The organism is Acinetobacter sp. 251-1 (assembly GCF_030329305.1).
Taxonomy (GTDB): domain Bacteria; phylum Pseudomonadota; class Gammaproteobacteria; order Pseudomonadales; family Moraxellaceae; genus Acinetobacter; species Acinetobacter piscicola_A.
This window is the reverse complement of sequence record NZ_JACANS010000015.1, coordinates 46,855-61,330: the sequence shown is the minus strand read 5'-3', so window position 1 is coordinate 61,330 and position 14,476 is coordinate 46,855. Positions and strand designations below refer to the sequence as shown.

General features: G+C 40.4%; 15 protein-coding genes. All 15 read right to left on the bottom strand.

Annotated elements, in window-relative coordinates; genetic code table 11:
* Position 1: 1 nt before the first annotated feature.
* Positions 2-559, bottom strand: a complete 558-nt coding sequence (locus tag HX129_RS13350) for a DUF3261 domain-containing protein (RefSeq protein WP_180045235.1) — start codon at positions 557-559, stop codon at positions 2-4.
* Positions 550-1,857 (bottom strand): NAD(P)/FAD-dependent oxidoreductase, encoded by a 1,308-nt coding sequence (locus HX129_RS13345; protein WP_286434474.1) that lies wholly within the window; start codon positions 1,855-1,857, stop codon positions 550-552. The genes HX129_RS13350 and HX129_RS13345 overlap by 10 nt, the downstream gene beginning before the upstream one ends.
* Before the next feature lie 18 nt (positions 1,858-1,875).
* The gene (locus HX129_RS13340; protein WP_286434472.1) at positions 1,876-4,197 is read right to left on the bottom strand and encodes an MMPL family transporter; all 2,322 of its coding nucleotides are present in this window, start codon (positions 4,195-4,197) and stop codon (positions 1,876-1,878) included.
* Positions 4,172-4,768: a LolA family protein gene (locus HX129_RS13335; RefSeq protein ID WP_130074247.1), complete on the bottom strand. Its 597-nt coding sequence runs from the start codon at positions 4,766-4,768 to the stop codon at positions 4,172-4,174. Before HX129_RS13335 ends, HX129_RS13340 begins: the two co-directional genes overlap by 26 nt.
* A gap of 121 nt (positions 4,769-4,889) precedes the next feature.
* Complete coding sequence (locus HX129_RS13330; RefSeq protein ID WP_174493313.1) at positions 4,890-5,309, bottom strand: acyl-CoA thioesterase; 420 nt, start codon at positions 5,307-5,309, stop codon at positions 4,890-4,892.
* A gap of 3 nt (positions 5,310-5,312) precedes the next feature.
* The gene (locus HX129_RS13325) at positions 5,313-6,863 is read right to left on the bottom strand and encodes an HAL/PAL/TAL family ammonia-lyase (protein ID WP_130074114.1); all 1,551 of its coding nucleotides are present in this window, start codon (positions 6,861-6,863) and stop codon (positions 5,313-5,315) included.
* A gap of 15 nt (positions 6,864-6,878) precedes the next feature.
* Entirely contained in the window at positions 6,879-7,805 is a 927-nt protein-coding gene (locus HX129_RS13320; RefSeq protein ID WP_130074113.1) for a lysophospholipid acyltransferase family protein, read from the bottom strand.
* Complete coding sequence (locus tag HX129_RS13315; RefSeq protein WP_286434468.1) at positions 7,798-8,547, bottom strand: glycosyltransferase family 2 protein; 750 nt, start codon at positions 8,545-8,547, stop codon at positions 7,798-7,800. The genes HX129_RS13320 and HX129_RS13315 overlap by 8 nt, the downstream gene beginning before the upstream one ends.
* Before the next feature lie 9 nt (positions 8,548-8,556).
* Positions 8,557-10,251: an ApeI family dehydratase gene (locus HX129_RS13310; protein ID WP_286434594.1), complete on the bottom strand. Its 1,695-nt coding sequence runs from the start codon at positions 10,249-10,251 to the stop codon at positions 8,557-8,559.
* A 9-nt stretch (positions 10,252-10,260) separates the two neighbouring features.
* A complete protein-coding gene (locus tag HX129_RS13305) occupies positions 10,261-10,842 on the bottom strand; it encodes a COG4648 family protein (protein WP_130074111.1) in 582 nt (193 codons plus the stop codon).
* Positions 10,839-11,087, bottom strand: a complete 249-nt coding sequence (locus HX129_RS13300; RefSeq protein ID WP_130074110.1) for an acyl carrier protein — start codon at positions 11,085-11,087, stop codon at positions 10,839-10,841. Before HX129_RS13300 ends, HX129_RS13305 begins: the two co-directional genes overlap by 4 nt.
* Before the next feature lie 9 nt (positions 11,088-11,096).
* Positions 11,097-11,357 carry a phosphopantetheine-binding protein gene (locus HX129_RS13295; RefSeq protein WP_111858831.1) on the bottom strand — a complete coding sequence of 87 codons (261 nt, stop codon included), beginning with the start codon at positions 11,355-11,357 and terminating at the stop codon, positions 11,097-11,099.
* The gene (locus tag HX129_RS13290) at positions 11,341-12,147 is read right to left on the bottom strand and encodes a lysophospholipid acyltransferase family protein (protein ID WP_174493318.1); all 807 of its coding nucleotides are present in this window, start codon (positions 12,145-12,147) and stop codon (positions 11,341-11,343) included. Before HX129_RS13290 ends, HX129_RS13295 begins: the two co-directional genes overlap by 17 nt.
* A complete protein-coding gene (locus tag HX129_RS13285; RefSeq protein ID WP_286434463.1) occupies positions 12,144-12,770 on the bottom strand; it encodes a beta-ketoacyl synthase chain length factor in 627 nt (208 codons plus the stop codon). The genes HX129_RS13290 and HX129_RS13285 overlap by 4 nt, the downstream gene beginning before the upstream one ends.
* 203 nt (positions 12,771-12,973) lie before the next feature.
* Positions 12,974-14,383: a ribosome biogenesis GTPase Der gene (gene der / locus HX129_RS13280; protein ID WP_130074107.1), complete on the bottom strand. Its 1,410-nt coding sequence runs from the start codon at positions 14,381-14,383 to the stop codon at positions 12,974-12,976.
* Positions 14,384-14,476: the final 93 nt, after the last annotated feature.

The window sequence follows — 14,476 nt, the reverse complement described above, 5'->3', positions numbered from 1 at the left end:
TTTACTCATTATTTTCTAACGTATTTGGCACGGGACTAAAGACCATTTGGTAGGGTACTTGCAGATTATCCAATTCAATCTGTGTCGCGAAATGTCGTATATTTAATACTTTTTGTTTTTTAATTTCAACATCTTGAATTTTCACATCTGCAGCATCCACATATTGTTTTACATGAACCTGTTCAGGTGGATGTTGAATAAAATTGGGATAAGTTGCAAATAAAATATCACGTACCACAAACTCAAAAGGTAATAATTTCATTGCATCAATGCGCTGCTCTACTGTGACCTTTTGCCCATCAAAATGCACTTTAAACAACTGCTGCCCTGTTAAGCTTAAAGCCAGAAACTCCAACTTTTGATCTTGCTGTTGTTGATACAGCAAAAAGCTAAAGCTGTGTTCTTGCCACTGCACTTCCACTTGATCTTGACGTTGGTATTGCTGCGCAGTCCATTGCGTAGTCGCCAGACCTTGAGCTTTGGGCAAGAGCTGCTGACATGCACTCAAGGGTACCATCATCAGCAACGCTAAAAAGCTATTTTTCCATCTCATTCGCATTCTTCGATTCCAATAACAGCTGCTTGTGGCTGATCTTCTCGACAATATGCTGCCAAAGTACTCAAACGTTGCTTGGCATTTTTATGAATTGGGTTGTGCTCATCCCATGCATAGCCTGCTAAAAGCGATGCAATCATACGGCGAATTTTATCATTTTGAGTTTTTGAAAAAACCACATCCTGAAACTCACCCTCATACCAAGACTCCACATAAGCACGGAAGACTTTAATCCCTTTACGTAGCGGCTGTTCATAGTCTTGCATCCAATCTACAGCTTGCCCCTGAAGCACACGCTCAACCAAAGGCACTGCTAAACTTGATGACTTCAGCGCAATCGTCACACCTGAAGAAAACACAGGGTCTAAAAACTCACCTGCATTGCCCAATAATGCATAATTTTGACTCGCCAAGTGTTTCACATTAGCAGAATAACCCACTAAAGTTCGCACAGGAGTATCAAACTTTTTATTACGTAGTACATGTGATAAAGCAGGATCATCCGCTAAGATGCGCGCAAATGTTGCCTGCAAAGTTGCAGGGCTGGCATCATCAAACTGATAATGATCAAAGAAATCTTGTTCAGCGACTATGCCAAAAGAGGAACGACCATCTGCAAATGGAATCAACCAATACCAAGCGCGTGGATCTTTTTCATGTACGGTAATCAAAATCTTTTCACGATCAAAATCAGGATCATCTAAAATTCCATCTTCAATATGAGTAAAAATCGCACGACGCACAGGAAAATTAGACGGACTTTCAAGGTCTAAAAACTTCGGTAAAATGCGTCCAAAACCACTTGCATCAAGTAAAAATTTTGCTTGAATTTGATATTGGACCGCTTGCTCATCTTTAACCGTTAAAATCGGGTGTTGAGATTCAACATCCACTGCGATGACTTCATGTCCAAAACGAATTTCTGTACCATATTCTTCAGCTTGTAATGCCAATAAATGGTCAAAATTAGCACGGCGTACTTGCCAAGTCGTACCTGGACCTTCGCTAAATTTTTCAGTAAAGTCATAGAAACTGCGCTGTTGACCTTTTAAAAAAGCTGCCCCATTTTTAAATTGAAATGCATATTCTTCCACATGCTTTCGAACAGTGTCTAATAAACCTGCTTCTTCTAAAAATACCATCGATTGTGGTAATAAAGACTCACCAATTGAAAAACGAGGAAAATATTGTTTTTCAATGATGGTCACGGCATAGCCTTTTTTGCGTAATAATGCGGCTGCTGAACTCCCCGATGGACCTGCACCAATAATTAATACATCTGTGTGTTGAATTGAATTCATGATTTCCCCAACTTTTAGCTATTTTGCTGATTCTTTTAAAATAATAGAATGTTGATGATCTGCTTTCGTAAAAATAGTCGCGTAAATAAATGAAAATATCACGCCAAATAAAACCGTTAAACCAAAACAATGAATGGCATATGTCGAACTCAATGACAATAAACCAAAACCGAGTAAAGTCGACATCATACATAAGAATAATGCCATACCGACAACTTGTGGATGATCATGCCCATGCCGATAAAAAATCGCATAATCCACCCCAATCCCGATAATCAAAAATGTGCCCATAATACTGAACAAATTAATTTCTACCCCAAGCCATGCTTGGACAGCAAAGGTACTGAGCAATGCCAAACTGACGGGTAAAATCAGTGCAACAATCGCATTAACACCATAAATCAAAGTCAAACCGATCAGCAATGCTGCCAAAGCATAAAGCAGCAAGTATTGTGCTTGAATACGATGATTGTGAAACAAAGTCGATAAATTACTCACCGGCTGCAAAAATTGAATCTGTGCTGTTTGTAACTGCTTCAATGCTTGTACCTGTTGTACGCCTTGCACCATCACCAAACGCTCATGTGCATTGACCTGTAAAAATGCCAAAGGATGCTGTGCAAAATCAGACAGGCTTAATAACGGTTGCTGTGAAAGTTGTTGTTGCCATGCCCATACATCTGCCACATCGAGTTGCATTGCTGTGGCATAACGGCTCAACTCAGCTTTTGGAATCTGTTGTAACAGTTGAATATTGGCACGTTGTGTGGCTAAAGACGGTACAGATTGCCCAATCGCTTGTGTACTTTGTAATATACCCTGTTGCTGTAAGTGATTTAATTGGATCAATAAATCTTGCTCAAGCTGTTCAATTTCAGCCGTATTTTTGCCACGAATGACGAAATAATCATTACTTTGCTGCTGCCCAAAACGTTCCCGCACATAGCGATCTTCTTGTTTCAGCTTTTGGTCCATACTTTGTAAATTACGAATATCATCATTGGCTTTAAGAAAATATAGACTGCCTATCGACACCACTGCGATGACGGTAATCATGCCAAAACGTAAGGTGTTACGCGTTAAAACATAGTCACGTGCACGCCCAATAAAGCGCAAGGTATCAATTGCAGGCTGTGCATTGAGTGCCTTTAAACGTGGCAATAATAAAATACTGGTGATCCACGCAGCACTTAACCCTACAATGGAGAAAACTGCAATCTGCTTAAAGCCCGGAAAGGGTGTAAAGGTCAAAAATACATATGCAACCAAAGTCGTCATCAAGCCCATAAACAGACTTGGCAAAACAGGTTTTAGAACCTTAAAACCATCGACTTTACGATGCTGTGATTGCAATGCCATAAAATAAAAAGAAAAATCGACACACACCCCAACTAGACTGGCACCAAACACCAAGGTCATCAGATGGATTTCACCAAATACCCAATGCGTGACTGCAAAAGCCACCAGACAGCCACTACTGACTGCAATAAATTCCGTCAGCATTGGACGTAATGAACGGAAACCAAACCAGACCAACAACAACACACCCAAACTTGAGCCTAATCCGATTGTCGAAATTTCTTTTTCAGCCGACTGCGTACCAAAGCTTGAAAATAATAACGTCCCTGTCCAATGGGTTTTTGCCCCGATTTTTTGCATCTCTGAATCGAGATTATGCATCCAAGTCGTTGTATTTTCTTGATAATCAATATTATAAGGGCTTTGTGTGAGTAATAAACTAAAAAACCGTGAATGTCCTTTTTCATCATGAATGGTGGCAAAGCCCTGTTCCATTTCAATGCTTTGGTCTGTTTTCTGATTGGACAGATTCATTGCAAAACGCGGAAATAATAACAGCGGATCTTTTTGCAATAATTCAGCCGTGATCGGCATTCCCGGACTCATCACTTGTAATAAAGCTTGCTCTGTAATCGCGGCATAATCTTGCTGTTTTAACGCAGTTATATCTTCTGCACTTAACAACCCTGCATGGTGCTGATAGAGCGTTTGCGCAAACTGATCAGTGTCTAATTGTGGTTTTAATGGCTGCCATAACGCAGTCTCAGCGACCCGTTGTTTCAGTAAATCAGTCGCATGTTGTAAAACCTGATCATTGGGCGCATCTATGACCAAAAACAATTGATTATTCAACTGTTCACTGACATATTTTTGCGTTTGCTCAGAGGCTTTGTCTTGGTTTTCTTTCGGTAACAGTGAAAAAATATTGGTTTGAATATGAATATCACGCTGCACCCATGCATAGGCTAAGCAAGAGATCACAATCAATAAAATAGCAAGCCACAGCGTAGTGAGTTTATTTTGCCAATTTGAAAAGAGCATCTTCTGTCGCCATCATTTGAACAGGTTGGGTCGTATGCTGACTAAATAGAATGGTCGTTGCATTATTGGCTTTTTCAGTGATCACAATACGGTCCACAAAGCGCTGACCTTGTGCATCTACACGCACAAATAGCTTTTTAAATAAGCTACTTTTTGGGGTTAATGTTACATTCCATTGCGTTGGGGAATAATGAGCTGAAACGATATTAAAGTTTTTTGCCAATGCCGCTTCATTGCCTGACATCAACTGTAAAAACATGGTGGCTACTGAGCCATAAGGTGATTTATCAATTTCAATTTGGCTCAAAGTCCGTTGGGTTTTTTGCACCAATTTTTTTGGAGTCACAATCAAACTGGCTTGTACAGGACTTTGAATCTGCCATAACACACCATTTTGTTTGGAAAATAAAACCGTCCCATGAGAAACAAAGGTTTTATTCAAAGATGCCAATTTCTTTTGCTGTTGAAAATTGGCACGCACTGTCGGTGTGGCTGACAATTGTTTAAAGATCTGCCCCACTTGGCTAGTTTGCGCAAAACTTGTCGTGGAAAATGTCATACTCAACACCATCGCACACAAGCACACCCACAACAACTTCAATAGCAGAGCAGATGTAAATTTGGTCTGCTGTAGCGCCAATGCTTGCGATGCGACTTTCATATTTTGCATGACAATTTCCTCTAAATTCACACTAAGCAGGCTGAAAAGCCGACCATGCATTTAAACGTTCAAACAGGACAGATGGCGATTGAAAACACATTTCACGCGTTTCAATATGAACGGCAACCTGTGAGGTAAAGCCTTTGGTCAAACGCTTACCTGAGTCTGCATCAAAAATCTGATATTCAATTTTCAGACGGTTTTCCCATTCTTTTAAAATGGCACGCACACGTATTTTTTGTTGAAACTCGATGCCTTGTACATAACGTACATAGCTTTCAATGACTGGCCATGCATAGCCCGATTGTTTCATTTGTACATAGTTATACTGAAATTCATCGAGTAATTTACAACGTGCGATTTCAAAATATTTGATGTAATGCCCATGCCACACAATGTTCATGGTGTCGACATCATGAAATGGTATTTCAATGATCACATCAGCATGCATAACTCAGCTCCATTTCAACTGTTGATCATGACCATTGAGCAAATCAAACTGTTCAAAACGGTCAACCAAACGCTGTAAATCCTGTTGTAAAGGGCGATCTTCCTCTACAAAGGTGAAGCTTTCAAGCACCCACTGTTGGAACTGCGTTAACACCTGCCCCAATTGTGTATTCAGTCCTTTGAGTTGAATTGCTTGTACTGCGGCACAACTGAGTGCTGCCATCACTTGCTCGGTCAATAGGATCACTCGGCTTGCATCACGTGCAGCAATGGTGCCCATACTAACTTTATCTTGATTGTGACATTCAGTCGAACGTGAAAAAATTGAAGCTGCAACGGTTTGTTTTAAGGCTTCTGCCGTCCATGCGGATACCCCAATTTGCACAGCTTTAAAGCCATGATTGAGTGGCAAACGCTCAAGACTTGAACCTGTTAAATTACGCGGCAAACCATGATTCATTTTGTGATCGACCAATTGTGCAAGCTGTCGATCCATTAAATCGGCAATATTGGCGATCATGATTTTTAAACTGTCCATGGCTTGGGCAATGTGTCCACCATAAAAATGCCCCCCATGTAATACCCGTAAATTGACAGGATCAATCAAAGGATTGTCATTGCTTGAATTTAATTCATTTTCAATAAACTGACGCAGCCATACTTTAGAGTCTTCAAATACCCCAATCACATGCGGTGCACAGCGTAGTGAATAACGGTCTTGTAAACGTGGGCTTTGGTGCGCTGTTTGTACTTCACTGTTTAACCAATGGCGTAATTGCGCCGCAATCTGCTGTTGTCCCTGATGCGGTTTTTGTGCAAATAAAACTTCATCAAAATGGCTCGGATTACCCTCTAAAGCCAAGACATTCATGGCTGTGACCAAGGTGCTGCTGAGTGAAATCTGTTCCGCTTTTTTATAGTTCAGGCATGCGATGGCAGTCATAACCGCAGTACCATTCATCAGTGCCAAACCTTCTTTTGGACGCAGTACCAAAGCCTCTATTTTCTGTTCAGCATAAACATCTGCAATGGGAACGATTTTTTGCTGTGACTGAAAATACACATCACGCTCACCAACCAAAGCACCAGCAATATAAGACAATGGTGTTAAATCACCACTTGCCCCGACAGAACCTTCAGATGGAATCACAGGAATAATATTTTCATTGAGCATCCAAACCAGACGTTCTAGCAATGCCAAAGACACACCTGAATAACCACGTGCTAAAGAACATAAACGTGTTACCACCACGGCACGTGCAGTGATTAAATCAAGATTCTGTCCCAAACCACAGCCATGAAAGCGTGACAAATGCAGGGGGAGTTCGTGCACCTGATGCGTTGGAATTTCTACAAGACAGGAGTCGCCATAACCTGTGGTCACGCCATAAATCACACCTTCATCTTCAAGCAACTGATCCAAAAAATCAGCACCACGTTGAATCAACTGACGCCATTCTACCGTTTCAGGTAATGCCACATGGCAACGATGTTGTGCCACAGCCACAATCTGCTCGATGGTTAATGCCTGTTCCCCGACGACTAAAACTTGCATATTGTTATTTTCCAATTATTTATTCCAAAAATGATAAAAATTAAACCATTGATACGGTGCACGTATGCAATGTTGTTCTAGCAACTGTACATATTGGCGTGTCATGCGATGGATCGCAGCAGTACGTTCACGGCGTGGCAATTGCATTTTCTCAGCCAACAGATGAATATGCACATCAAAACCCTGTTGTTGACGATAACAAAACACCGCTAATAACGGCACTTTCAGCAAATTTGCCAAGATCCATCCCCCTTGTGGCCAAAGTGCATCTTCACCTAAAAACTGTACACTTTGCACACGGTCTGACTGTACAGGTACACGGTCAGCCGCAATCACGACCCATTCCCCTTGGTCAACTTTATCTTGTAGCAGTAAAGCGGTGTCTATTCCTAACTCATCGACCGCAATCAGTCGTACATCGGCCTTACTGTTTAATTTTTTAATAAAATCATTAAACTTGGTGGCATGCTTTTGATAAACCAAGACATTAATTTTTTGTGTATGTTCTGACTTAATGGCACGTAACAATTCGGTATTGCCAAAGTGCGATACAACAATAATCGCTCCCTTTTGATAATGTGCCCGAAAATGTTCATGCCCATGCAAATTCAGCTTCTGCTCAGAAATATGCCCCAACCAACCTTCAATTTTATCTAAAAGACATTCGCCAAATTGCATGAGATGGGTATAACTATTCGCAAGCGTAGGTGCATGAGTAAACGGTGACTGTTCACCTGCAAATTGATGTAATTTGCTGAGATATTGCAAAGAAGCTTGCTTCGCGGTTTTAGAAAATAGCCAATACCACATAATCACAAAGTACAACACGATACGACATAAAAAACGCCCCCCTAAGCGATAGAACCACAACATCAGCATCAAAGGCAGTGCACCACCTTTTTCTTTGAGCTCATTCCAACGCGGTGATCCTGCTTCAGACATCTGCCGAACCTTTATATTTATTTTTGAGCAGTTTAGGCAAGCGCAATAACATTCCAGCAAACAAACGAGAATGCGCTTGAGACATGCCTAAATTATCTCGCCACACATGAAAGTGTGAAATACCTTGCTCAGGATAAATTACTTTGGTTGGTACATTAATAAAAGGGATATTTTCCCATTTCAGACGCACTAAAATTTCACTGTCAAAGCCCATACGTGCTTGAAATTTTGCAGTATTTAATATTTGAATGGTCGCTGCCAATGGGTAAATCCGAAATCCACACATACTGTCTTTAATGTCAAAAGACAGACTATTGATCCATACCCAAATATGCGTTGCATAACGTCCATATAAACGCTTTTTCGGTACAGTGTCATCAAAAATGGGCTGGCCGATCACCATTGCTTTTGGGTGCTGCTGTGAGATCTGTAAAAACTTAGCGATATCCTGCCAGTCATGCTGACCATCTGCATCAATTTGTAATGCATGGCTAAGACCTAAATCAAAGGCTTTTTGCAGCCCTGTCATGACGGCTTGCCCTTTGCCTTGGTTCATTGCATGTTCAACCAAAATAACATGTTCAAACTGCTGATCCAGCATATGCAAGAGCTGTGTGCATTCCGCATCACTACCATCATTTACCATAATGACAGGCAAGGCAAAATCATTTAAATGCTCAAGCAATGCTTGAATATAATGTGGATGATTATAAACAGGGATCACAAAACCATACTGCGCCATATTCATCTCCTAGATCGTATCGGTTTGCTGTTGCAGTACAAACAGTAAACGCCCTGATGCCAAAAGCTGTTGTTCTGAGCGCATTTGGAAATATACTTTGTGTTGTTTACGCTCTAAAAGCAAAGTCACCACAGCAAAAGGTTTAATCAAATCTTGAAATTTAAGTTGCTCATAGCCATTGCACCATGCTAAATCTGCCCATGCTTGTTTTGCAAACTGCTGAATAAATCCAATCTGCCCAACACCAGGATAAATAGGATAATTTGGAAAATGCCCTTTAAAACATTCAAGTTCAGGTGTAAATTCCAATAGATATTGTACCGATTCTGCGGTGTATGACTGATTCAGGACGACGGGCGTCAATAAAGGCTGAAACAAAGATTGCATCATCTGTTTATTCAGTTTAGATTGACTGTTACGAGGCAATTGTGACAAAAAGCGCCATTGCCGTGGTATTGCTATACTTTCTAATTTATCAGTTAGTTGTTGTTTGAGTTGTGCCACAAACTGTGCTTTACCGACTTGCGCTAAATGCTGTCTTGCACTTTCAGATAAAACAGCGACACACACTAAAATGTACCGATGTTGTTTTTCAATTAACAGCGTATGACATTCAAGCACATCGGTTAAAGTTAAGATTTTTTGCTCAATCGCATCCAAACTTAGCCGTTTTTCTTCAAGTTTAACAATACGATCTAAACGTCCAAGTAACTGAAAAGCAGATTGAGTTTGTGCTGCATCTACAGCCTGCGCACGATCACCCGTAAAAATCCAGTCGTCAGTAAATGCATGATTGGTTTTCACGCCTAACTCTTCTTGTGCTGTGACCTGTATTTCTACATTAGCAAAAGGGGTCCATATAGCCTCATCCTGCTGACGATGGGCGATTCCACCTGTTTCCGAGCTCCCCAACACTTCCACAATCGGACGATTCAGCAAAGGGCGTATGCCTGACTCTAATTTTCCACCCGAAGAATATACAGACTGACAATCTTGCAATACCACGTCCCTTGTCCAACGCTTCAATAAAGCAGGACTTGAAATCACATAATTTTTACGTTGCAAATGCTTTAATTTTTGCTGTACTGCGACCACATCTTCGGGAAAGGCGAGCTGTGGAAGATAAAAACTGCGCCCCGTTGCTAAAGGCAAAAGGATTTTAAATAACAACCCATAAATATGCTGATGACTGACCGTTGCGATGGCAATACTGTCCTGATCTAAATCAAAACTTTGATCTAAACCTTGTACTTCATTCAGCAGTTGACGCAATGTTCTGGGAATTTTTTTCGGTTGTCCTGTAGAACCCGAGGTATAAAAGTAAACTTGTGCTTGTGTCAGAAATGCATCATCTAAAAGGAGCGAATCAAAATAAAATGGTGCTTTTACATCTGTAGTATGTTCTACAATCGGCTGAGGGCTTAAAAAATAAATATCTTGTGCTGCCAATTCAAGTTCCAAATCTTTCACACGATTCGGTGCCAACAGCAATTCTTTATTGGCCAATAATGCTGCAAAAAACAGCACCAAAAATGTATAGCTGTCATTTTCCCAAAGTGCATATTGTTTTGCTTTTAACTGTTGTATCGCATTGGCTTGTTGACAGACCTCTTGCCAAAAATCACGAAAACTGATTTGCCCCAAATCTGCTTGGACACACAACGTTTTCAAAGATTGGATATGCGTTTGGAAATGACACAACAACATTTTAAATCACTCTTTCTTTTGGTTATTTAACTCAGCCAATTGCTGCTGATTTAAACGCTGATGGCGTTTACGCAAAATAAACTCACCTAAAAACAAAATTCCCATCAACATATAGGAAATAAAGCCATTATAAATGACCCAAATTTTCATGGGTGCAGCGATCACCGTATATAAAGCAATGGCAGCATTAAATACAAAGAAAATGCACCAAACAATGGTGACCTTTCTTGTCCAAATCACCCCTGACTCAGGTAAATTCGGCTCAACCAAACGCGCAAAACGCTCAATCATTGAAGGTGGTTTGATTAAGGTTGAAGCAAAAATAATCCCTGCTCCCACACTCATCAATACCGGGTACATTTTTAACCAAGCGTGCTCTTGGAGCAATAGACTAAGCCCACCACACAGAATGGCAAACCATGTCAGTGGCAAGAGTAAGGGATGACCTTGACTAAATAATCGGATGACACCGAGGACAATCAAGACGACACTGACCCAAACGAATTGTCCTTGAGATAAGCCCCAACCAACGAAAAAGGGATATGCAATCATTAAAATGACAACAATCCCTTTAAAAATATGCTTCATTCAACTGACATGTTTTGAATGACCGTCACCACATCTTGAACTGTGCGGACATTTTTAAAGTCTTCAGGCTGCACTTGCTTCCCTGTTAATTCTTTAATTTTCACAACTAAATCAATCGCATCAATACTGTCTACATCTAGATCAGAATACAAATTTGAATCCAACTGAATATCATCAGGTTCAATTTCAAATAACTCTTCCATCCACTCACGCAGTTTTTCTAAGATTTGTTCTTGTGTTAACATCTTATCCTCTTATGCTTTTTGTTGGCTTTCAACCAAAGCCACTAAACTTTGAATTGATTTAAAATGCTGTTTAGTGTCTGCTGACTCAGCATTGAGATGAATGTTGTAGCGTTTTTTCAATGCTAAACCTAATTCTAATGCATCAATTGAATCTAAACCTAAGCCATCCCCAAATAAAGGGGCTTCAGTGTCGATGTCATCTATGCTGATGTCCTCGAGTGCAAGTACATCAATAATCATTTGTTTTAATTCATCAGCAAGATTGCTCATTGTTGGATAGCTCTTGATTAAAAAATTGTTGAAGTTTTTGATTTAATTGACGAACACGCTTTGGCGAAACCTGAGTATCCTCAAGTAACTCATCAATTTGAATCGCATCTAAAACTTTGATTTGGATATGAAAAGGTTCAGATGGCACATGATACCATTTTTCATTTTTGGTTAATGTCGATGGCGTACAACGAATTAAAATTGGACGAATCGGCACATTGGCACGTAATGCAATATTGGCTGCACCGCGTTGAAACTCATTCAGTATTTCACCTTTCGCTGTGCGTGTTCCTTCAGGGAAAATCAATAAGGAAGCCGCATGATCTTCTTGCAATCGTGCGACACAATCTTGAATAAACTGCTCAGAACCTGCATTTAAAATATAGCCTGCTGAACGTACTGGACCTTTAGTAAATGGATTTGACCACAGCGCCTCTTTCACCACACAATTGGCTTTTTCCATCAGTCCAATTAATACGACGACATCCACCAATGTTGGATGATTCGCAATCACCAATTCTTGACGGCTTTGTTGTAACTTTTCTAAGCCTTCAATGTCATAAGTCATGATGCCCAATTTGACCATCATTTCAGTAAAACCTTTGAAACTGTGGCGAATCACTTGCTGTGCACGATTTTGTCGAATTTTGGCATCGGAACTCGATAAATTCACCAAAGGAGCAATAATCCCACCGATCGCCACACCACCTAAGCCAAAACTAGCAAAACTGAATCCCGTTGCACCCACACGCCAAGCATAGTTTATTTTTTTACGAAGTTGTTTCATCATTCACATCTTGACCAAGCACCACAGCTTGACTGTGATGGGTTCGTCCAAAAATTATAAAAATTATCTGCATCTAAATATTTAGGTTCTACTTCTCGCACAGCACGTTCATCAAGTTGTACATTTTCCGCCCTTAAATCCAATACAGCAGCAAAGGCAAAACCTTGAAATGATTGCTGTTCCACATAAATATCTGGCAAGGTTTGGTCATAATATACCACCATTGCCCGACCTTGAGGACACATGGTTTTTAAATACGCATAAGCCTCTAATACTGCTTCAGACCAATTTGCACATAAACTGGTAGAGAGCGTTGCATCCTGACATAAAATCGAATACAAACCGCCGATTGCATTGTGTACAGAGGTTGAAAACTGTGTCGGTGAAGGCGTTAAACCTTGCAAAACATCTTGTAGAATTTTATAGGTTTTATGTTCATCACCATATTGAGATGCCCATACAATATAATCTACAGGGTTTTCCTCAACACATTCAATGGCAGTATTTAATGCTAATTTTGCAAGAGAAGATAATCGTCTACGCTGCATGGCAGGAATATGCTCAAGCGCAGGCAAACTTTCTCCTGCACAACGATATTTAAACTGTGAGATATTCAATTGAATCATGTTGAATCTCTGCCTACGTCATCACTATTTTCTATTTTTTGCAACCTATAAAAATTGCGCGATGATTATATCACCGCATATAAAAAATACTCATCAAAAATCAATCTGTTTTTTGTATTTTTCAGTAAAAATATTTAACCAAATGAACAAAACCCAAAGCGAACTTTGGGTTTTTCTTTTGAAAAAATATAAGATAATGAAAGTTAACGATTAAATTTCTTTTCTGCTTTCTTAAATTTCTGAATATAACGACGACGACGTGCTGCTGTACGCTCATCCACCTGAGATTTACGTCCTTCAAATGGGTTTTCCGAAGTTTTAAAATCAATGCGTACAGGTGTACCTTCTAACTTGTAGACTTTACGGAACACATTTTCTAAATAACGACGATAGTCCGCAGGCGTTTTGTCGACTTTATTCCCATGAATCACAATCGTCGGTGGGTTCTGTCCGCCCATATGCGCATAACGCATTTTGATTCGTTTACCACTAAACATTGGCGGTTGATGTGCATCAGTCGCATCATTCAAAATTTGTGTTAATTTTGCAGGTGAAACTTTTAAGTGTGAAGAATCATAAGCACGATGAATCGAAGGATATAAATCCCCTACACCTGTGCCATGTAATGCTGAAATTAAATGAATTTTTGCCCAGGGAATAAAGTCAAAACGACGATCGACATCCAATTTACACTGTTTGCGGTCATACTCAGACATATTGTCCCATTTGTTAATGGCGATGACCATGGCACGCCCTGCTTCAAGCGCATAACCAATTAAATGTAAATCTTGTTCAACAATCCCTTCACGTGCATCCACAACCACGACCACAACATGTGCATCTTTCATTGCCTGTAAAGTTTTCACAACTGAGAATTTCTCAATCATTTCATCAACTTTACCTTTACGACGTACCCCTGCGGTATCAATCAGTGTATATTGACGACCATCACGTTCAAAGGGAATATAAATCGAGTCACGTGTTGTCCCTGGTTGGTCAAATGCCACCACACGTTCTTCACCCAATAATCGGTTAACTAAGGTTGATTTACCGACGTTTGGACGCCCAATAACAGCCAAACGTAAACCCGTCGCTTTATCGTGCTCTGCTTCATCTTCATCTTCAGGAACATCCGCAAGGACATCTTCAAGCATTTGCTGCACACCACGACCATGACTTGCAGCCACTTGTAGGGGCTCACCCATACCAAGTTTAAAGAACTCAACCAAAGCCGCTTCAGCATGTACGCCATCGACTTTATTGGCAACTAAAAAGACTTTTTTACCTAAGGTACGAAGCTCACGGGCAATTTGTTCGTCTGAAGCCAACAAACCTGCACGTGCATCAACCACAAATACAATAATATCAGCTTCATTGATGGCAGTTTTTGACTGCTCCGCCATGTAGGAGTCAATTCCTCCTTCATTTTCACCAATACCGCCAGTATCAACAACAATAAACGATTTATTTTGGTATACAGCATCACCGTATTTACGGTCACGTGTAAGACCTGCAAAGTCTGCAACAAGTGCATCACGACTCTTGGTAATCTGGTTAAATAACGTTGATTTTCCGACGTTCGGACGTCCAATGAGCGCAATTACGGGTTTCATAGATTAACCTTAATTCAAGATCAGCCAGTTGGACTGGTCTGAACATCAGAGAGCGAGGAAGAATGTGGGAGTAAATACTCCACGATCTTTCGA